Origin of the sequence: Sphingopyxis sp. BE235, from assembly GCF_031457175.1 — a bacterium.
In the GTDB taxonomy this organism is placed as follows: domain Bacteria; phylum Pseudomonadota; class Alphaproteobacteria; order Sphingomonadales; family Sphingomonadaceae; genus Sphingopyxis.
Genome location: NZ_JAVDWC010000006.1, coordinates 199,616 through 218,563, shown reverse-complemented (window position 1 = coordinate 218,563; position 18,948 = coordinate 199,616). Strand labels below are relative to the sequence as shown.

General features: G+C 67.6%; 15 protein-coding genes. 4 read left to right on the top strand and 11 right to left on the bottom strand.

Annotation, left to right across the window (positions count from 1 at the left end):
• Positions 1-11 precede the first annotated feature (11 nt).
• From trxA to ahcY, 8 genes are all read right to left on the bottom strand, one after another.
• Positions 12-332 (bottom strand): thioredoxin TrxA, encoded by a 321-nt coding sequence (gene trxA, locus J2X38_RS21365; RefSeq protein WP_310257290.1) that lies wholly within the window; start codon positions 330-332, stop codon positions 12-14.
• A 33-nt stretch (positions 333-365) separates the two neighbouring features.
• A complete protein-coding gene (addA, locus tag J2X38_RS21360) occupies positions 366-3,896 on the bottom strand; it encodes a double-strand break repair helicase AddA (RefSeq protein WP_310257288.1) in 3,531 nt (1,176 codons plus the stop codon).
• Entirely contained in the window at positions 3,893-6,907 is a 3,015-nt protein-coding gene (gene addB, locus J2X38_RS21355) for a double-strand break repair protein AddB (RefSeq protein WP_310257287.1), read from the bottom strand. Before addB ends, addA begins: the two co-directional genes overlap by 4 nt.
• A 179-nt stretch (positions 6,908-7,086) precedes the next feature.
• A complete protein-coding gene (locus J2X38_RS21350; protein ID WP_310257285.1) occupies positions 7,087-7,806 on the bottom strand; it encodes a nucleotidyltransferase family protein in 720 nt (239 codons plus the stop codon).
• Positions 7,803-8,774 (bottom strand): phosphotransferase, encoded by a 972-nt coding sequence (locus J2X38_RS21345; RefSeq protein ID WP_310257399.1) that lies wholly within the window; start codon positions 8,772-8,774, stop codon positions 7,803-7,805. The genes J2X38_RS21350 and J2X38_RS21345 overlap by 4 nt, the downstream gene beginning before the upstream one ends.
• Positions 8,771-9,223, bottom strand: coding sequence for a tRNA (adenosine(37)-N6)-threonylcarbamoyltransferase complex ATPase subunit type 1 TsaE (gene tsaE, locus J2X38_RS21340; RefSeq protein ID WP_310257283.1), 453 nt, complete (start codon positions 9,221-9,223; stop codon positions 8,771-8,773). The genes J2X38_RS21345 and tsaE overlap by 4 nt, the downstream gene beginning before the upstream one ends.
• The gene (locus J2X38_RS21335; protein WP_310257281.1) at positions 9,220-11,583 is read right to left on the bottom strand and encodes a PAS-domain containing protein; all 2,364 of its coding nucleotides are present in this window, start codon (positions 11,581-11,583) and stop codon (positions 9,220-9,222) included. The genes tsaE and J2X38_RS21335 overlap by 4 nt, the downstream gene beginning before the upstream one ends.
• 170 nt (positions 11,584-11,753) lie before the next feature.
• Complete coding sequence (ahcY, locus tag J2X38_RS21330) at positions 11,754-13,169, bottom strand: adenosylhomocysteinase (RefSeq protein ID WP_310257278.1); 1,416 nt, start codon at positions 13,167-13,169, stop codon at positions 11,754-11,756.
• A 404-nt stretch (positions 13,170-13,573) separates the two neighbouring features.
• Between ahcY and J2X38_RS21325 the strand changes: the two genes are divergently transcribed.
• Positions 13,574-13,972, top strand: a complete 399-nt coding sequence (locus J2X38_RS21325; RefSeq protein WP_310257276.1) for a hypothetical protein — start codon at positions 13,574-13,576, stop codon at positions 13,970-13,972.
• On the opposite strand, the gene J2X38_RS21320 is transcribed toward J2X38_RS21325, so the two are convergent.
• On the bottom strand, positions 13,969-14,532 hold the full coding sequence (locus J2X38_RS21320; RefSeq protein WP_058537851.1) for a YqgE/AlgH family protein: 564 nt from the start codon (positions 14,530-14,532) through the stop codon (positions 13,969-13,971). The two genes, J2X38_RS21325 and J2X38_RS21320, sit on opposite strands and share 4 nt — an antisense overlap.
• Before the next feature lie 131 nt (positions 14,533-14,663).
• Between J2X38_RS21320 and J2X38_RS21315 the strand changes: the two genes are divergently transcribed.
• Positions 14,664-15,146 (top strand): peroxiredoxin, encoded by a 483-nt coding sequence (locus J2X38_RS21315; RefSeq protein WP_058537850.1) that lies wholly within the window; start codon positions 14,664-14,666, stop codon positions 15,144-15,146.
• A gap of 70 nt (positions 15,147-15,216) precedes the next feature.
• Positions 15,217-16,698 carry an AMP nucleosidase gene (locus J2X38_RS21310; RefSeq protein WP_310257273.1) on the top strand — a complete coding sequence of 494 codons (1,482 nt, stop codon included), beginning with the start codon at positions 15,217-15,219 and terminating at the stop codon, positions 16,696-16,698.
• A gap of 145 nt (positions 16,699-16,843) precedes the next feature.
• Here the strand turns inward: J2X38_RS21310 and J2X38_RS21305 are convergent, their stop codons facing one another.
• Positions 16,844-17,647 (bottom strand): SDR family NAD(P)-dependent oxidoreductase, encoded by an 804-nt coding sequence (locus J2X38_RS21305; RefSeq protein ID WP_310257271.1) that lies wholly within the window; start codon positions 17,645-17,647, stop codon positions 16,844-16,846.
• A 90-nt stretch (positions 17,648-17,737) separates the two neighbouring features.
• Here J2X38_RS21305 and J2X38_RS21300 point away from each other — a divergent pair, with 90 nt between their 5' ends.
• Complete coding sequence (locus tag J2X38_RS21300) at positions 17,738-18,175, top strand: helix-turn-helix domain-containing protein (RefSeq protein WP_058537778.1); 438 nt, start codon at positions 17,738-17,740, stop codon at positions 18,173-18,175.
• A gap of 21 nt (positions 18,176-18,196) precedes the next feature.
• Here J2X38_RS21300 and J2X38_RS21295 read toward each other — a convergent pair whose 3' ends face one another.
• Entirely contained in the window at positions 18,197-18,931 is a 735-nt protein-coding gene (locus J2X38_RS21295; protein WP_310257268.1) for a sulfotransferase, read from the bottom strand.
• Positions 18,932-18,948 lie beyond the last annotated feature (17 nt).

Below are 18,948 nucleotides of genomic sequence, written 5' to 3'. Positions count from 1 at the left end.
CGAAAACAGGGTCAGAGCGCGCCTTCGAGCCAGCCCTTGAGCGCGCTCTTCGGCGCCGCGCCGACCTTGGTGTCGGCGATCTCGCCATTTTTGAACAGGATCATCGTCGGGATTCCGCGCACGCCATATTTGCCCGGCGCATCGGGATTTTCGTCGATGTTGATCTTGGCGATCACCACCTTGCCCGCGAGTTCGTCCGAGATTTCCTCGAGCGACGGGCCGATCATCTTGCACGGACCGCACCATTCGGCCCAGAAATCGACGAGCACGGGCGTGTCGCTGTCGAGCACGTCCGACTGGAAGGTGGCGTCGGTGATGGCTTTGGTACCCATAGTCTGAACTCCTGAAACTCTGTTGTCCCCAAGCTAAGGCGTCGGCGCGTCCGGCTCAAGGGTGGAACCCGGCAAATTCGCCTTGGTTGCGGGCAAGCCCGGCTTGTAAGCGTCGAGCAGGTTGTCTCCGAGCAAGATCAGCCGGGGCCCGGCCGTGTAGAGCAACGCCGCCTCGACGCGCCGGCCGGGAAAGATCACCCGCAGCGCATCGCGATAGGCCGCCATCTGCCGCAGGTATGCGGGCGCGACATCGGCCGCATGCGCCGGCACATGCCGCCCGGTCTTATAGTCGATCACTGTCACCGTGTCGGGTGTGACGAGCAGCCTGTCGACGATCCCCGCCACGACCACGCCGTCGACGACCGCCGACAGCGGCGCTTCACCCAGCGACCCGGGACCGAAAAGCGCGGCGTGCGCCGGATCCTCGATCACCGCGAGCACCTCATCGACCATCGCCGCGCGCGCGCCCTCGTCGAGCGCCGCCGCCTGTACCGCGAGCCAGTGCAATGCGGCCGCGCGACGCCGCCCGGCCAGCACCGGCGGCAGTCGCTCGAACAGCGCGTGGAGCAGCAAGCCGCGCTCGACCGCGACCGCACGCTCGCCCCCCTGCGGCGGCGATGCCACATCGTCCTCGCCCAGCGCCGACGGCGCGAGCGGCCGCGGCGGGCGCGCCTCCTCGGGGGCGGGCTTCGTCGCCCAAGACGGCACGACGACGGGCGGCGCCACCTGCCGCGCCTTGTCCTTCGGCGGACGCGCCCATTTCTTCGGTTGCACCGCATACACGCGCTTGCGGCCCCAGCGCGGCCCGGCATCCTGCCAGTCGGCGCCCATGTCGGCCATCACCGCATCGACCGCGCTGTGCCAATTATTGTCGGGCAGACTGCGGTCGGCGGTCTTGGTGATCCCGGCGACCACCAGCAATTCCTCGGCGCGCGTCATCGCGACATAGAGCAGTCGCCAATGCTCCTCGCGCTCGGCCGCTTCCTTGTCGTCATGCGCCTTGGCGATCGCGCCGTGCCGTTCGTCCTTGCCCAGCCCGAATACCGGCAGCTTTTCCCACGCGCCCATCGACACGTCGAAGGTCAGCCGCCGCGGCCGCGGGTCGTCGGTCGCATCGGCGAGGATGACGATCGGCGCCTGCAGCCCCTTAGACCCGTGGACGGTCATCACCCGCACAACGTCGCTACGCGCCTCGGTCTGGCGTTTGATCTCGGCCGTGCTGGCGGCGATGTGGGCGAGGAAGCCGAGCAGCGACGGCACCTCCCGCCGTTCGAAGGCGAGCGCCTGGCCGAGCAATTCGTCGATCGGATCGCGCGCTTCGCGGCCGAGCCGGCGGTACAGCTTGCGCCGCCCGCCCAGCGGCCCCGACAGGATGGCGTCGAGGAAACGAAAGGGCGTGGTGAAGTCGGCCATGCCGAGCAATCCGCGCAGCGCCGCCATCGTTTCGGGCGGCGCGTCGCTTTCGCGCGCGCGCAGCTGTTCCCACAAGGCGCGGCCCTTGCGGCCATGGGCAAAACCGAACAGATCGTCCTGCGTCCAGCCGAGCAGCGGCGAGACCAGCAAGCCGGCGAGGTTGAGGTCGTCGAGCGGCTGAACCGCAAAGCGCATCGCCGCGAGCAGATCCTGCACCGCGAGCGACTGCGTCAGCGAAAAACGATCGACCCCCGCGACCGGCACGTGCCGCGATTGCAGCCGCGCGACGATGCGCGCCGCAAGGTCGCGGCGGCGACGGACAAGGATCAATATATCGCCCGGCGCGACGCTCCGCCCGTCCTTGCCATGTTCGATCCAGTCCTGCACCTCGTCGGCAATCGCGCGCGACAGGCGCAGGCTCGCGGGATCGCTCGCCGCCGCGGAGGAGTCGCCCGGTGCGGCGTCTTCTTCGCCGTCTTCGCGATCGCCCTCGTCGTCGGCGGCGGCATCGAGCGCTTTTCCGACCGGCAGCGGCTCCCACAGCTCGACGCGGCCGGCGCGGTCGCGGTTGAAATCGGCGGGGATGTGCGGCGGCTCGTCGCTTTCCAGCCCCATCAGTTCGGGCGCGCCCGCCGCGATCCACGCGTCGACGACATCGAGCACCGCGGGGCTCGACCGGTAATTGGTGTCGAGATCGACATCCTCGAACGGCCTGCCGCCCGCCATCGCGCGCTCGCCAAAGCGGATTCGCGCCGCCTCGAACGCCGCGGGTTCGGTGCCCTGAAAGCCGAAGATCGCCTGTTTGCGGTCGCCGACGGTGAACATCGTGCGGACCCGGTCGTCCTTCGCGCCCAGCCCCGCGAAAAACTCCGCCGCGAGCGAGAGGATGATCGCCCACTGCCGCGCGTTGGTGTCCTGCGCCTCGTCGACCAGGATATGATCGGTGCGCTGGTCGAGCTTGAAGCGCACCCAGTCGCCGAAATCGCCGGTGGCGAGCAGGTGGCCGGCGATGCTGATCAGGTCGTCGAAATCGGCATAACCCTTGTCGCGTTTGGCGAGGGCATAGGCCTCGGCAAAGCGGCTGCCGAGGTCCCACGCCGCCGCCAGATCGTCGGCGACCTGCATCGCGGTTGCGGTTGCCAAAAGATCGCCGGTGGCGGCAACGATCCGTTCGGCGGCGCCGACGCAGCCGCGCATCGCGCCCTTTTCCTTGGTGTAGTCGGCGCGCAGATCGCCCGTCCCGGTCAGGAAGCAGCCGCGCACCGCGGCCAGCATCGCCGCGCGGCCGTGCGAATCGGCGCGGTGCCAGTCGTCCATGATATCGGCGCGCGCATCGCCGGTCTTCGTCGCCCAGTCGCGGCCGCTGAGCGCAACCGCCGCAATATCGGCATCGGCGACAGCGCCGCCCGCAATCGCCGCCGCGCGCCAGTCGGCGGGGTCGCCCTGCGGCAGGCCGAGCGCGGTTCGCAGGTCGGTCGCCCGCGGGGCAAGGCGCGGGGCGTTCGCCGCGGTGAAGCTGCTCGCACAGCGCGCGAGGAAGGCGATGGCGGCATCCTGTCCCAACCGGCGCGACAGCATCGCGGCGATGCTTCGCATATGATCGCCGTCGTCCCCCGGTTGCGACAAGAGCTTGCCCAGCACCTCGCGCTGCAGCGCGCGCGCCTCGCTATCTTCGAGCGCGCGGAACCCCGGCAATATCCGCGCCTCGAGCGGGAAGCTGGCGAGCAGGGTCTGACAAAAGCTGTGAATCGTCTGGACGCGAACGGCGCCGCCGGGGCTGTCGATCACCGTCGCGAACAAGGATCGCGCGCGTTCGATCAGCGCCGGGACGCCGCGGTCATAACCGATGAATTCGAGGTCCAGTCCCAGCGCCCCCAGTTCTGTGCGCAGGTCGCCGTCGTCCATCCGCACCCACATCGCGAGCCGCTCGTGGATGCGATGCGCCATTTCGGCCGCGCCCGCCTTGGTGAAGGTGATGCACAGGATCGCCTCGGGCGATACGCCTTCGAGCATCAGGCGCAGCACGCGCGCCGACAGCACCTGCGTCTTGCCTGTCCCCGCCGACGCGCCCAGCCAGACATGATCGTCGGGCTGCGCCGCGGCGCGTTGCCCGATATCGAGCATTTTGAGCAGCTTGTCGGGATCGATCATGCCGCCCCCACCTCGGTCGCGCTATCGTCGGCGTCGCCGCGCCCGAACCATTCGTCGCGGCGCATCAGATGGTCGAAATCGGCATAGCGCTTGCCCGTATCGCCCGGAACGAAGGGCTCCTGTCCCAACAGGTAACGCGCCATCAGATCGCCGAATACTTCGCACGCGCGCTCGACGACCGCCGCGGCCGTCGCGGGTTTGGGTTTTTGCCCGCGGATCGCTTTCACGGCGCCATCGACATCCTTTTTCCGGTCGCGCTTCAACTCCCAATATTCGAATGCGTCGACGATTTCGGGCGCGAGGTCGCCAAGGCCCGCCTCCTGCGCCAGCAAGCCCAGAAGGCCAAGCTGGCTGTTGAGCCCTTCGCCCGTCGATTTGGCCGACGGCGCCGCACCCGTCTTGTAATCGACGATAGCCAGCGTGCCGTCGGCGGTCTGGTCGACGCGGTCGGCGGTCCCGAAAAGCAGGATGCCGTCGACGATCCGTTCGCCGCGCACTTCATTGGCGACCGGCCAGCGTTCGTCGCGCGACGCCCAGACGCGCTCGGCCGCCCAGCGCAGCGACGGCTCGATCCGCGGCAACCAGAAAGCGCTGGCCAGCGAATCGAGCGCCGGGTCGGCACGCAGCGCCGCCAGTTCGATATCGAACGCGGCTTCGGTCAGCCCGGCCGTCTGCCAGTCCTGCAGGAATTTATGGACGCGAATGCCGAACCACTTCGCGTCGGGGCCGCTGCTCAGCGGATCGAGTTCGCTCAGCCGCAAGATCTTTGCCGCATAAAAGGCAAAGGGATCGCGCGCGAGCTGGTCGACCCCGGTCACGCTGATCCGGTCGGGGCGCGCCGCGAGCGGCGGCGCCGGGTGCGGCTTTTCAGCGGGTGTGCTGACGCCCGGCGGTACGTCGAGCATGCCCGCAAGCGCCACCACCGATTGCTCGTCCAGCCGCGCCTCGGGCAATTCGCCCGCGAGCGCCGCGAGCCGCAGCCAGAAGCGCGACGCGACCGCCGGGTCACCGCCGCTGCGCTGCGCGCGCGTCACCACCACCTCGCGCGCCGCGAAGGCGCCCGCGAAATCATGCGCCGCCGCGCCCTGCTGACGCTCGGGCGCGGCGAGGCCGAGCATCCGGCGGATGCCGGGCGCGAGCCAAGGGTCGGGGCTTTGCTGCTGCGGCCAGCGGCCCTCGTCGAGCCCGCCGAGGATCATCACATCGGCGCGCTGCAGCCGCGCTTCGAGCAGGCCCCAGATGAACAGGCGCGGGTGCCCGCCATAGGGCGGCCGGACGCTCTCGCCTGACAAGAGATCGGCCAGCATCGCCGGGAAATCCGCGGGCGCGACGAGCGCCGGGCCGTCGCCCTTTGCGAGCGCCCAGCGATCGAACAATTCGGATAGCGCACGCCCGGCATGCCCCGTCCACGCCCCCTCGCCGGTCAGCCAGCCGAGCGCCGCCTGCAACGCGCCGAGCAGGACCGAAGGCGGCGCGGGAACGCCCGCCGCGAAGGGCGCAAGCGCCGTGCCCAGACCGGCGGCGACATCGCCCCACCAGTCGCCGATCGCCTCAGCTTCGGCATGGCCGCGCCCTTTGGAATCGGCGGCGCGTTCGGCGATCCGCGCGGAGACCCCGCCCCAGCCCGGCACCAGCCCCGGCCCGCGCAGCACGAGGTCGAGCCGCCGCACCTGATCGAGCCAGCCAAGCCGCGCCGCGCCCGCGCGCACGAGCGGATGTCCGAGCAGCGCCACCAGCCGCACCGGATCGAACGCCGCGGCGAATTCGGCGAGCGCGAGCAGCAGCGCGCCCGGCGGCGTCTGCCCGAGCGGCTGCCCCGCGCTGTCGTCGACCGAGATATCCCAGCGCGCGAGCGCCGCCGCGACGCGCGTTGCAAGCGCGCGGTCGGGGGTCACCAGCGCCGCGGTGCGCGTCGGCGTTTCGAGCGCGTGGCGCATCATCAGCGCGATCCCCTGCGCCTCCTGCCCATCGTCGGCGAACACCGCCCCGGTGACCCCGGCAATGCCGGCGCCGAGGTCGCCCGCCCGCTGCCAGCGCGCGGTATAGGCGGCGGGCGCAAAGAGCAGCGAGGCGAAGGGCGCGCGCGCATCGGGGCCATCGAAGGGCGACGTCGCGTCCCACGCCTGCACCTCGCCCCGCGCCACGCCCATGCGCCCGAGCAGCAGCTTCAGATGATATTGCGGGTGCGTCTCGAGCGGACGTTCATGGGGCCTCTCAGGGTCGGGCTTCACCGGCCCCAGCGCATCCCATTCCTCGCCCGCCATGCCGAGGTCGAGCCCCGGCAGGACGACCATGCCGTCGGCCAGATCGGCGACGGTACGCAGCAGCCGCGCGATTGCGGGTGCGGCCGTCGTGACACCCGCCGCGACCACGAACCGCGCGGGCGGCGCGACGCGCCACCCCTCGGTCACCCGGCCGAGCAGACGGTTGCGGCGATCGGCGCGGTCGATATGCCCCGTCGCGGCGAGCCGCTTCGGCCACTGATCGACGAGCAGCGACAACCGCCGCCACGACGCCTGCCAATGCCCGGCAAGGTCGCCGAGCGCGCTTTCGATATCGGCGAGCCGCGCTGGCGCGATCTCTTCATAATGGAGCTGGTCGATCACGCGCCCCAGCCCCTCGGCGAGCTGGAACGCCGCGGCGCCGGTGATCGGCTCTTCGCCGGCAGGATTATGCTTCTCGATCAACCCCGCGAGCATCAGCCGCCGCTTCAGCGCGTCGATCGCGGGCGGGATCGCATCGCTCTCGTCGATCGGGTCGAGCGCGAGCGCGACGCTTTCATCGAGGTCGGCGTCGCCGATCACCGCGAGCCGCGGCATCAGCAGCCCGTTGCCGCCCGCGCGCACGAACGCGGCCTGCACAGCGCTCCGCGCCCGATTGCTCGGCAGTATGATCAGGCCCTGTGCCAGCCCCAGCGCACCGTCGGCGTAGCGCGCGATCAATCCGGCGGCGAGCGCGTCGGCGAAGGCCCGCTGGACGGGAATGGAAAAGACGGTGGGATGCGGGGTCATCCTCTCCCTATCTAGAGCAGGGCTTCGATACGCAAGCCGATCCTCCCTGCGGCGCAGCCGTGGGGAGGGGGACCACCCGAAGGGTGGTGGAGGGGCTGCGACGTCGCGTCATCGCCCCTCCGTCAGCGGCTCCGCCGCTGCCGCCTCCCCATGCCTTCGGCACAGGGAGGATCGAGCGATCAGCCATCCGTCAGTGCGGCTTCGGTCGGCGCGATGCTCGCCGGGGTGCCGACGTCGAACCATTGCCCCATGTGCGACAGACCATAGAGCCGCCCCGCTGCAATCGCGCGGTCCCAGAGGATGTTGGTCGAAAACGCCCCCTCGGGGGCATCGTCGAGCAGCCGCGGCGAGATGAGCTGGATGCCGGTATAGACAAAGGGCGCGATCCGCCCCGGCTTGCGGCGGCTGAGTTTGCCGTCGCCGTCCATGTGGAAATCGCCGCGCCCGCCATGTCCCGTAGCGCTCGCCTGCCGGATCAGGAGCAGCAGCGCGTCCATCCGCTCGCCATCCCAGTGGCGCGCAAGGTGCCGGATGCTGTCCTGCGGCCCGTCGGTCCAGATATTGTCGCTGTTGACGATCAGAATCGGGTCACCGCGAAGCTGCGGCAGCGCCTTGACCATCCCGCCACCGGTTTCGAGCAGCAGGTCGCGCTCGTCCGAAATCGCGATGCTGAAGCGGCGCTTCTGCGCCGCGAGATGCGCTTCCAATGCGTCGGCGAGATAGTGGACGTTGACGACGACATGCTCGACCCCCGCTGCCTCGATCCGGTCGAGGCTATGGTCGATCAACGCCTTGCCCGCGACGCGCACCAGCGGCTTGGGCCGCGTCGCGGTGAGCGGGCGCATGCGCTTGCCGATCCCCGCCGCCATCACCATCGCGCTTTCGATCTTCACGCTCACAACCAAATCTCCGCCCGTTTCTCGAGCGGGACATTGGCGTCGAACCATTGCCGAACGGGGACAAGCGCCGGATGCGTCAGATCGCGTTCGAGCAGCCCCCACATGCGCGGCTGGAAGCTCTTGTAATGTGGCTTGTTGTCGCGCTTCCACAGCCGGACGAATACGCCGAGGATGCGCGTATTACGCTGCGCCGCGAGCGCCCAATAGGCGGCCTCGATGTCCTGTCCGGTCGCCGATTGATAACGCGCGAGCATCGCGGCTTCGATCGCCGGGCTGACGTCGCGCCGCGCATCCTCAAGCACCGAGGCGAGGTCATAGGCAGGGTGGCCGACGAGCGCGTCCTGGAAATCGAGCAGGCCGTAATGCGCGATGCCGCCCTTGCCGGGCACGAGCATGATATTTTCGGCATGATAGTCGCGCAGCACCGTGACGCGCGGCAGACCGTCGGTTTCGACCGGCGTCAGCACTTCGGCCCACGCGGCGCGAAACGCGTCGCGGTCGACTTCGATGTCGAAGGCCGGACAATACCAGTCGCTGAACAGCATCACCTCGTCGAGCCATTGGTCGAGCCCGTGCACCGGCAGCCCCTCCATCGGCGGCCGCGCGTGGAGGTGGACGAGCAGGTCGGTGACCCCGGCATAATAACCGGCCTCGGTATGCGGCGCCTCATCGACCGTTTCGCGCAGCCGCACGTCGCCGAAATCGTCGATCAGCAGCAGGCCCCGTTCGAGGTCGCGCGCAAGGATCGTCGGCGCGGTCAGCCCTTGCTCGCACAGAAACTCGGCGACCGCGATAAACGGCCGCGGGTCCTCGTGCGGCGGCGGCGCATCCATCAGCACCGCCTGCCGGTCGCCGTCGACGATCCGGAAATAGCGGCGGAAAGACGCGTCGCCGGCGAGCGGCAAAATCTGGGCATCGCCCCAGCCATGCGCGGCAAGGAACGCCGGGGCATGGGCGGGCGGAATCATCGGAGCGGCCATCTTGCTCCCCAAGCCGCAGGCACATCGGCTGTCAAGACGCGCGCGTCGCCCTCACCCGAAATCGTGAGCAGCAGCGCGTCCGGCCAGCCTTCGTCGCCCAGCCGTCCGGGCCATTCGATCAGCAGCGCGCCGTCATAAAGATAATCGTCGAGCCCCAGCTCGATCAGCTCTTCACTATCGTCGATGCGATAAAGATCGACGTGCGCGACGGGCAGATCGACCTCGGGCGGCGCATAGGGCTGGACGATTGCAAAGGTCGGGCTCGGCGCCTCGCCCGCGAGCCCGCGTGCCTTCAGCATCGCGCGCGCCAGCGTCGTCTTGCCAGCGCCAAGGCCGCCCGACAATAAAACGACGTCGCCCGCGATCAGCGCCGTCCCGATCGCAGCGCCAATCCGCCCGGCATCGTCCAAGCCATAGTTGCAGGTAAAAACCGTCATGCGCCGCGCGGCAGACTGATCCGCACGAGCGTGCCCTGGCCTTGCTCGCTCACCACTTCCATCGTCCCGCCGTGCGCCGCGACGAGCTGGCGCGCGAGCGCGAGGCCGATGCCGCCGGTCGCGGTCCCCGCCTGCTGCCCCTTGGCGACCGCGACGGCGGCCTCGGGCATGCCCGGACCGTTATCGGAGACGATGATATCGACGCCGCGCGCGTCGCCATCGGCGTGGAGCAACACGCGCGCGCCCGATTTGCGCGACGGCGATGTGAAGCGCACCGCATTGTCGAGCAGTCCCGCGACGAGCCGCGACAGCCGCGGCGCGTCGCCGTCGATGCTGCCGAGGTTCGCCGAGATATTGCCGACGAGTTCGACCTTCTCGCTGTCGGCAAGGGGCTTGGCGTCGGCGAGCGCGCCTTCGAGCAGCGCGCGGATATCGACCGGCGCGCGCTCGACGGCGAGCGTCCCCGCCTCGCCCTGCGCAAGGTCGAGGACATTGTCGATCTGGCGGGAGAGCACCGCCACCGAATCCATGATCGCATCGATATAGGCGCGCTGCTGATCGCCGAGCTTGCCGGCATAGCCCGCCTGCAGCATCTCGCCGAAGCCGCCGATCGAGGTCAGCGGGGTGCGGAGTTCATAGCTCATCCGCGACAGGAAGGCGGTCTTGGCCTTGTCGGCGGCTTCGAGCGCTTCGTTGCGTTCGCGGAGCGCGCCCTCCATCTTCCGGCTCGCGGTGATGTCGAGCATGATGAGCAGCGCATTGCCGTCAGGCAGCGGGATCGACGCGAAATCGAAATGGCGCCCGTCGGCAAAGCGAACCTCGCCGACACGCTGCTGGCGTTCGAGCGTCGCGGCACGGATGACTTCCTGCACGATGCTGATCTGGTTCGGCTTCGCGAGCCGGTCGGCCAGCCCGCTCATCAACGCATCGACACGCGGATGCGCCGCGAGCGTCCCCTCGTCGATGCCCCACAGGCGGCGGAAACGCTGATTCCACAGATGCAGCCGCCCGTCGGGCGCGAAAACCGCCACCGCCTCGAACAGATTGTCGAAGGTCGCGGTGCGCACGCGCAGCAGCGTGTCGCGCGCGCCCGCAAGCTGCACCTGCTCGGTCTTGTCCTCGGCGATCAGCAACAGCCCGCCATCGGGGGTCGGCTGCGCAACGACATGGAGGTGCGTGCCGTCGCGCAACAGCCAATCCTCTTCGCTCGCCCCCGGCTGCGCGAACCAGTCGACATGGACCTGCCGCCATTCGGGATAGTTGCGCACCTCGGGCGTCCGCCCGCGTTCGCGCCAGGCATCGAGCAGCCGCGCGAACGGCAGTGCCTCGGCGACATCGTCGGACTCGATCCCGAACAGGCGGCGGAACGGCAGATTGGCAAAATTGAGCCCCTGATCGGGACCGAATTGCGCCACCGCCGCCGACAAACGGTCGAGCAGCTCGCGCTGCGTGTCAACGAAGCGGCGGTGCGCGCCGCGCTCGGTTTCGAGTTCCTGAATGTCGATCGCATAGCCCGCGATCCCGATCACGCGGCCGCCTTGCGGCGCCAGCGGCACGTCGACGACGCGCATGATGCGGCGTTCGCCTTCGATCGTCACCGGAATCGTCCGTACCTGCGCCGATCCCGCAATGCGCGCTTCGTCGGCGGCTTCGGCGGCGCTCACGCCGGCCACGGTCTCGCACAGCTCGACCCCGCCATCGATCACCGCGACCGCGCTCTTTGCCTCCACCGCGCGGACATAGGCGGTGTTGACGAGCGCGAGATGGAGATCGGTGTCGCGGAACCACATCGGAAAGGGCGCCGCCTCGATCAGTCCCGACAAAGCCTCGAACGCCGCCATCGCCTCGTCGCGCTCGCTGCGCGCATGCGCCAGCGCCCGTTGTCCGTCGGTCGCGTCGCTCAGCCAGAGCAGCACGCCGCCCGGCCCGCCGACCGCGTTCGGCGCCGCGGCACCGTGGATGATGATCGCCCTGTCGCCACCCTCGGGCTTCAGGCTGAGCGTAAAGGGCTTCGCGCCGCGCTGCGCGCCGAGAATCGCCTGCCGCAGCGCATCATGGCCCGCCGCGTCGAGCCCGCTGCCCAACCCGCGCAGCTCGTCGAAATTGCGCGGCCCGCGCTCGAGCCCCAACCAGCGGCCGAGCCGCTCGCTCGCCTCGATCCGCCAGTCGGCGCGGACGATGACGGGAAGCTGGGGCGACGCTTCGACAAGGCTTGCAAGCCTTTCAGCCTGCCCCGCAACGAACGCCGCGCGCCGCTGCATCGCGATCCCACGCACGGTCGCCCAAAATCCGGCGAGCAGCCAGAGTGCGGCGAACAGACCGATGGCGAACAAAAAGGCCGGGGAAAGCGATCCGCTCATCCCGCTTCAATCTTCCACGCTTCGGCTGTCTTCGGTGCCATTCTCGCCAGCCCTAAAGGCGATGGAGTCATGTTTCAATCGCATGTCATACGGATCGGCGCGCCGCATCGTCCGATGGGCGCGCCGTCCACAGTTTTTATCGTTGCGAAGAGGGCGAAGCCCTCGACCGGTCAGTAACGATAATGGTCGGGCTTGAACGGGCCTGCGACCGGCACGCCGATATAGTCGGCCTGCTTCTGGCTCAGCTGGCTGAGCTTCACGCCCAGCTTTTCGAGGTGCAGCGCCGCGACCTTTTCGTCGAGATGCTTGGGCAGGACGTAGACGTCGTTCTTATACTGCTCGCTCCGCGTCCACAGCTCGATCTGCGCGAGCGTCTGGTTGGTGAAGCTCGCCGACATCACGAAGCTCGGGTGGCCCGTCGCGTTGCCGAGATTGACCAGGCGGCCCTTCGACAGGATGATGATCTGCTTGCCGTCGGGGAATTCGACCAGGTCGACCTGCGGCTTCACTTCGGTCCACTTATAGTTCGCCAGCGCCGCGATCTGGATCTCGCTGTCGAAGTGGCCGATGTTGCAGACGATCGCCATATTCTTCATGCCCGCCATATGTTCGGCGGTGATCACGTCGGCGTTGCCGGTCGCGGTGACGAAGATGTCCGAGCGCTTGACCGCTTCGTCCATCGTCACGACTTCGAAGCCTTCCATCGCCGCCTGCAGCGCGCAGATCGGATCGATTTCGGTGACGAGGACGCGCGCGCCGCCATTGCGGAGCGACTGGGCCGAGCCCTTGCCGACGTCGCCGAAGCCGGCAACCGTGGCGACCTTGCCCGCGAGCATCACGTCGGTGCCGCGGCGGATCGCGTCGACGAGCGATTCCTTACAGCCATAGAGGTTGTCGAACTTCGACTTGGTGACGCTGTCGTTGACGTTGATCGCGGGGAAGGGCAGCTCGCCCTTCTTGGCGATGTGGTACAGGCGGTGGACGCCGGTCGTCGTTTCTTCCGACACGCCCTTGATCGCCTTGACCGTCTTGGTGAGGTAACCGGGGTTCGCCGCAACGAACGCCTTCAGCGCGCGCTGCATCTCGATCTCTTCTTCATTCTCGGGCGCGGGCATTTCTTGCCCGGCTTCGAGCTTCGCGCCCCACAGCGCGAACATCGTGGCGTCGCCGCCGTCGTCGAGGATCAGGTTGCAGGTCGTGCCATCTTCGACGCCCCAGTCGAAGATGCGGCCGACATAGTCCCAATAATCGGAGAGGCTTTCGCCCTTCACCGCGAACACCGGCACGCCCGTCGCGGCGATCGCGGCGGCGGCGTGATCCTGGGTCGAGAAGATGTTGCACGTCGCCCAGCGGACGTCGGCGCCGAGCGCGGTCAGCGTCTCGATCAGCACCGCTGTCTGGATCGTCATGTGGAGCGAACCGACGATGCGTGCGCCCTTGAGCGGCTGCGCCGCGCCGAATTCGCTGCGCAGCGCCATCAGGCCCGGCATTTCGGTTTCGGCGATATTGATTTCCTTGCGACCGAAGTCGGCGAGGCCGATGTCGGCGATCACATAATCACGGGTATCGGCGGCGAGAGTGGCCACGGTTAAGTCTCCTGTAGGCGAGTTCGGCCGCAGGCGAGCGGCCACGAAAAGTCAGGTAATTATGCCCGGCGCCCTAGCCGAAACGTCGCCGCCGATCAAATATAAACTTTTCTTTATATCGCAATATCGACACCGCCCGCCCGGATGTCGGACGCACGAATCGGCGGCGCAAAATGCACCGGCCTCACGAAAATAATTTTTAGCGGACGCAATTGTGACAATCGCTGCCACGACTTTGTGACAACGAGTCGCTATCGCCAAGATTCTGAAAATCCTGACTTATAATGCGCCTTGCGTTCAGCTTAATTCGCTATTGTGACAACAGTGTTACAAACCCCCGAAAATATTGACTTTTTGCCCGGCGCGCGAGAAAATCGGCGAAAGTTTTCGGGGAGATACGAAAGATGAAAAAAATTCTGCTGCCGCTCTTCGCACTGGCTTTCGCGAACCCCGCTGCGGCGCAATCGATCGTCGTTGTTACCGCGCCGCAAGCTGATTCGGAGGTTCTTCCGGTCGCTTATGCCGAGCTGAAGGCCGGCGAAAATCGGGCTGCTGTCGAAAAGCTGACCGGCGACACCGGCCTCGATGCCCGCGACCCGTCGCGGCTGATCAATCTTGGCACCGCTTACGCTCGTCTGGGTCGCACCGCCGAAGCCGCCGCCGCCTATGACAACGCAATCGGCAGCCCGATCCGCTACGATCTCGAACTCGCCGACGGCCGCTATGTCGATTCGCGCTGGGCCGCACGCACCGCGCGCGCCAATCTCGACACTGGCCGCCCGCTGCTCGCGCTCGCGCGCTAAGCCTCGCCGCCTTCGGTCGTGAGCAAGCGGGCGTCCACTCCCGCTTCGGCAAACGCCGCCTGCCATCGCTCGGCGGGCGGCGTTTCGAATAACAGGCCGTCGCTGCCCGGCGTGACATGCCAGCCGTGGCGAACCATTTCGCCTTCGAGCTGCCCCGGCGACCATCCGGCATAACCGAGTGCGACCAGCCAGCGCGACGGGCCGCGCCCCTCGCCGATCGCGCGCAGGATATCGTGCGAACTCGACACCATCCAGCGATCGCCGACCTGCACCGCCTCCTGCCCGCCCCAGTCGAGGCTATGGAGGACGAAGCCCCGCGACGGCTCGACCGGTCCGCCGAGAAACACCGGCTGGTCGAGCGGCACTTCGTGCGCGATTTCGAGCTGGTCGAGCACCGCCCCGACGGTCATGCCCTCGATCGGATCGTCGATGCCGATCCCCATCGCACCCTCTTCGTCATGGCTGATCATCGCGATCACCGAATGTTCGAAACGGGGATCGCCGATGCCCGGCAGCGCAAGCAGCAGCTGGCCGGTGAACCAGGTGGGGTCTGTGCTCATGGGCGCCACCATGCCGCGTCGCGGCGGCGCGGTCCAGCTTTTCGATCAACCGCCGCCCGACGCTTGACTTGGCGACCGGCGCACCCGATGTCACCGCCATCAAAATCCCCTCGAGTGAAAGGATGCCGACCATGACGATCCAGACCGGAGACAAGCTGCCCGACGCCACTTTCGTAAAGGTTACCGAAAGCGGCCCCGAACAGGTCAACACCGCCGATTATTTCAAGGGCCGCCGCGTCGCGCTCTTCTCGGTTCCCGGCGCCTTCACCCCGACCTGCTCGGCCAAGCACCTGCCGGGCTATGTCGACAAGGCCGGCGAACTGAAGGCCAAGGGCGTCGACGAAATCGTCTGCACCGCGGTCAACGACGCTTTCGTGATGGGCGCGTGGGGCAAGAATGCGAATGCCGGCGACAGCGTCACGATGCTCGCCGACGGCAATGGCGATTTCGCCGAAGCCGTGGGCCTGACCATGGACGGCAAGGCGTTCGGCATGGGCAAGCGCGGCCAGCGTTTCTCGATGATCGTCAACGACGGCGTCGTCGAACAGCTCAACGTCGAAGCTCCCGGCGAATTCAAGGTGTCGAGCGCCGACCATATGCTCGAACAGCTGTAAGAATCCGGAGCGGGGCAGCCAACGGGCTGCCCCCTTCCCTTTTGTCACATTTTCATGCAACACCGCCCTGATGACATCCAACTCATCGCAAGACACCACCGACCCCACGGCGCTCGTCGACGACATCATCGCCGAACTTCAAACCGCGTTCCGGACGTCGGTCTCCAATCTCAAATCGGCCATCGCCGCCTATGTCCGCGATCGCACGCTGCCGCCGGCCGACGCCGCGGCGAAGGGCCTGTTCGACTATCCCGCGATCCGCCTCGTCACCACCGGCGAACAGCGCGAGGGACAGAAGGGGCATAATCTCTCCTTCGGCCGCTTCGAACGCGCGGGCACCTTCGAAACCACGGTGACGCGCCCCGACCTGTTCGCCGACTATCTGCGCGACCAGCTTATGCTCCTCGCGCGCCACTATGACATCACGCTCGAAGTCACGCGCACCGGACAGCAGATCCCCTTCCCTTACGTGCTCGACGCCAGCGACGGGTCGGACATGGGCGGGGTCACCCCGCTCGAACTCGCACGCCATTTCCCGACCACCGAATTGGCCGACATCGGCGACGAACTCGCCGACGGATTGTTCGGACAGGACCCCTCGGCGGCGCAGCCGCTCGCGCTGTTCGATGCGCTGCGCACCGACTTTTCGCTCGCGCGCCTCCGCCATTACACCGGCACCGCGCCCGAGCATTTCCAGCGCTACATCCTGTTCACCAACTATCACCGCTATGTCGACGAATTCGTCGCCTGGGCGGGATCGCAGGTCGGTCAAGGCCGTTACACCGCGCTCGCGGGTGCGGCGGGGCTCTATGTCGACCAGCCGGGCGTCAACGCCAGCGCGCTCGTCGCCGACAGCGCGTGGCGGCGGCACCAGATGCCCGCCTATCATTTGATCGCGCCCGACGGCGGCGGCATCACGCTCGTCAACATCGGCGTCGGTCCCTCGAACGCGAAGACGATCTGCGACCATCTCGCGGTGCTGCGCCCCGAGGCGTGGCTGATGATCGGCCATTGCGGCGGCCTCCGCCCCAGCCAGCGCATCGGCGATTATGTGCTCGCGCACGCGTACCTCCGCGACGATCATATCCTCGACACGGTGCTGCCGGTCGCCATCCCGATCCCGCCGATCGCCGAGGTGCAGGTCGCGCTCGCGACCGCCGCCGAAACGGTGTCCGGCGCCACCGGCGCCGACCTCAAGAAACGCATGCGTACCGGCACCGTCGTCACGACCGACGATCGCAACTGGGAGCTGCGCTACACCGACAGCGCGCTGCGCTTCTCGCAGTCGCGTGCGATCGGCATCGACATGGAGTCGGCGACGATCGCTGCGCAGGGCTATCGCTTCCGCGTGCCTTACGGGACGCTGCTCTGCGTCAGCGACAAGCCGCTCCACGGCGAACTCAAGCTCCCCGGACAGGCGAACCGCTTCTACGAGGAAGCGATCGCCGCGCATCTCCAGATCGGCATCCGCGCGTGCGAGACGATGCGCGACGAGGGCGCCAAGCTCCATAGCCGCAAACTCCGCGCGTTCAACGAGCCGCCGTTCCGCTGACGGCGGCTTTCGACCCGTAGTTGCCGTTCAATTTCCTACTTCGTCATCCTCGCGAAAGCGGGGACCCAGCGAGCTGCCATAGCCACTGGGTTCGCGCTTTCGCGGGAATGACGAATGTTGAGAACGTCACTGACCCAACGGGGTTTCAAACCGCTTCTGTTGCCCGATAGCGCTCGGCGACGTCACGCCGCGACAGTCCCGGCCCCATCGCCAGCCGCGCCGCGTGATAGGCACCCCATTGGCTTTCATCGGCAAGCGGCGGAATCGTCACGTCCTCGCCGCTATCGAGTCCGAGCAGTGCAGCATCGACGAGGTCGCCGGCACCCATCACCATCTCGGCCGGGAAGGCGTCGATGTCCTTGCCCGAGCGTTCCCAGATTTCGGTGCGCGTTGCACCGGGCAGCACGGCCTGCACCGTCACGCCCTGTTCGCGCAGGCTGTTCGCGAGCGAAAGGCTGAGGTTGAGCAGGAACGCCTTCGAACCGCTGTAGACGCCTTCATAGGCTTCGGGAGCGAGCGCGAGAACCGAGGCGATGTTGACGATCGCCCCCTTGCCGCGCGCGCCGAACGCCTTGCCCGCCGCAATCGCGAGCCGCGCGGCGGCGGTGATGTTGAGCGCGATGATCGTCTCGATCTCGGCGGGGCTATTCTCCAGCGTGCCGCCGTTCAGCGACATGCCGGCATTGTTGACGAACAGCGTAATCGCCGCATCGCCCGCCAGCCGCTGTTCGATCCGCGTCACATCGTCGCCGTGGGTAAGGTCGGCGGCGATCACATCGACCTGGGCGCCGGTTTCGGCGCGCAGCTTTGCGGCGAGTTCTTCCATCTGCGCGCCGTTGCGTGCGACAAGGATCAGGTCGTGCCCGCGCTTGGCGAGGCGGTCGGCATAGACGGCGCCAAGGCCGGTCGAAGCGCCCGTGATCAGGGCCGTTCCACTCGGGATAGTCAAATCATTGCTCCTTGTGAGGCGGCCCCCAGGACGAGAAAAGCCCGCCGCGAGTCGCTTGCAAAATGATAGTGACTGCCTTATGTGACTTCAATGAGCAGCGACGAAAATAATTTGGGCACCTGCCCCGTCGATCGCGGGTTGATGCGCGTCGGCGACCGCTGGAGCATGTTGGTGCTCCGCGATATCGAGCGCGGGCTGACGCGGTACGAGCAATTGCGCACCAGCCTCGGCATCGCGCCGAACATCTTGTCGCGGCGCTTGTCGGCGCTTGCCGATGCTGGTTTGATCGAGAAGAGGCGCTACAGTCAGCGCCCGCCGCGCGACGAATATCTGCTCACCGAGGGGGGGCGCGACTTCCTGCCGATCCTGATGGCGATCGGCGCGTGGGGGCGCAAATATAACGGCGCCGGCGCACTCAGCCGTCACCTCGACGCCGCGACGGGCGAGGTCGTGCGCCCGGTGGTGGTTGACGCCAACACCGGCGCCCCGATCGGCTCGCGGCCACTGCACTTGGAAATTCCGGGCTGACGCCCGTCCTCAGCGCCGATTTCAAGCCGGGGCGCGGTAGCCCAGCGCCTGCGCCGTCTCGCCGACGATATCCCAGATCGCGGCGGCCTCTTCGTCGGTCAGATTCTCGCGCCAGCGGTCGACGCGGACCCTGTGATCCGGCCGTGAATAGCTCCGCGAGGTCTGCGCTTCGATAAAGTCCTTGTTGTTGCTGTTCTGCACCCGCTTCGCCCACCTCGCGAGATGCGGGGCATTGGCGGCGGGATCGATCGCCAGAACCTCGCATATCCGGGCCGAAAACCGCGCCGGATCGGCGATCATATCCTCGAACCGGACAAGCGTGGCGCAATGTTCGACCTGCGCATATCCCGCGAGATTGAGGAAAGCCCAATGACGCGCGCATTGCGCGATCAGCGCCTCCCCAAGCCAGTCCCGCCAGTCGGGCGGCCTCGGGTGATGCCCCCATTGCTTCGCGATTCCGACCCGCAACGAACAGACGGCGTCGAGCGGATTCCGCACGATCCAGAACAGGCGGGCGCGGGGCGCCACCTCCAGAAAGCGGTCGAGCGGAAAGGACAGGCCCGGCCTTGCCGGATGAAGGTCGCTTTCGCGCGGCACCTTGAACGCCTGCGGCGTGCTGTAGTCGGCCGCCAACACCGCCTCGAACGCCGGTTCGCTTTGATAGATGTAGCGATCGAGGCCGTCGAACAGCTCGCCGAAGATCGAGGTGCCGCTTCGGCCGCAACCGAGGACCATCACCGGCGGTGCGCTTGTCATGCGGCCAGCCTATCGCC

Excerpts from the sequence above, each read along its gene's own strand:
- trxA (WP_310257290.1), bottom strand. The coding sequence starts at position 332 with ATGGGTACCAAAGCCATCACCGACGCCACCTTCCAGTCGGACGTGCTC.
- addA (WP_310257288.1), bottom strand. The coding sequence starts at position 3,896 with ATGATCGATCCCGACAAGCTGCTCAAAATGCTCGATATCGGGCAACGC.
- addB (WP_310257287.1), bottom strand. The coding sequence starts at position 6,907 with ATGACCCCGCATCCCACCGTCTTTTCCATTCCCGTCCAGCGGGCCTTC.
- J2X38_RS21345 (WP_310257399.1), bottom strand. The coding sequence starts at position 8,774 with ATGATTCCGCCCGCCCATGCCCCGGCGTTCCTTGCCGCGCATGGCTGG.
- tsaE (WP_310257283.1), bottom strand. The coding sequence starts at position 9,223 with ATGACGGTTTTTACCTGCAACTATGGCTTGGACGATGCCGGGCGGATT.
- J2X38_RS21335 (WP_310257281.1), bottom strand. The coding sequence starts at position 11,583 with ATGAGCGGATCGCTTTCCCCGGCCTTTTTGTTCGCCATCGGTCTGTTC.
- J2X38_RS21325 (WP_310257276.1), top strand. The coding sequence starts at position 13,574 with ATGAAAAAAATTCTGCTGCCGCTCTTCGCACTGGCTTTCGCGAACCCC.
- J2X38_RS21320 (WP_058537851.1), bottom strand. The coding sequence starts at position 14,532 with ATGAGCACAGACCCCACCTGGTTCACCGGCCAGCTGCTGCTTGCGCTG.
- J2X38_RS21315 (WP_058537850.1), top strand. The coding sequence starts at position 14,664 with ATGACGATCCAGACCGGAGACAAGCTGCCCGACGCCACTTTCGTAAAG.
- J2X38_RS21310 (WP_310257273.1), top strand. The coding sequence starts at position 15,217 with ATGACATCCAACTCATCGCAAGACACCACCGACCCCACGGCGCTCGTC.
- J2X38_RS21300 (WP_058537778.1), top strand. The coding sequence starts at position 17,738 with ATGAGCAGCGACGAAAATAATTTGGGCACCTGCCCCGTCGATCGCGGG.
- J2X38_RS21295 (WP_310257268.1), bottom strand. The coding sequence starts at position 18,931 with ATGACAAGCGCACCGCCGGTGATGGTCCTCGGTTGCGGCCGAAGCGGC.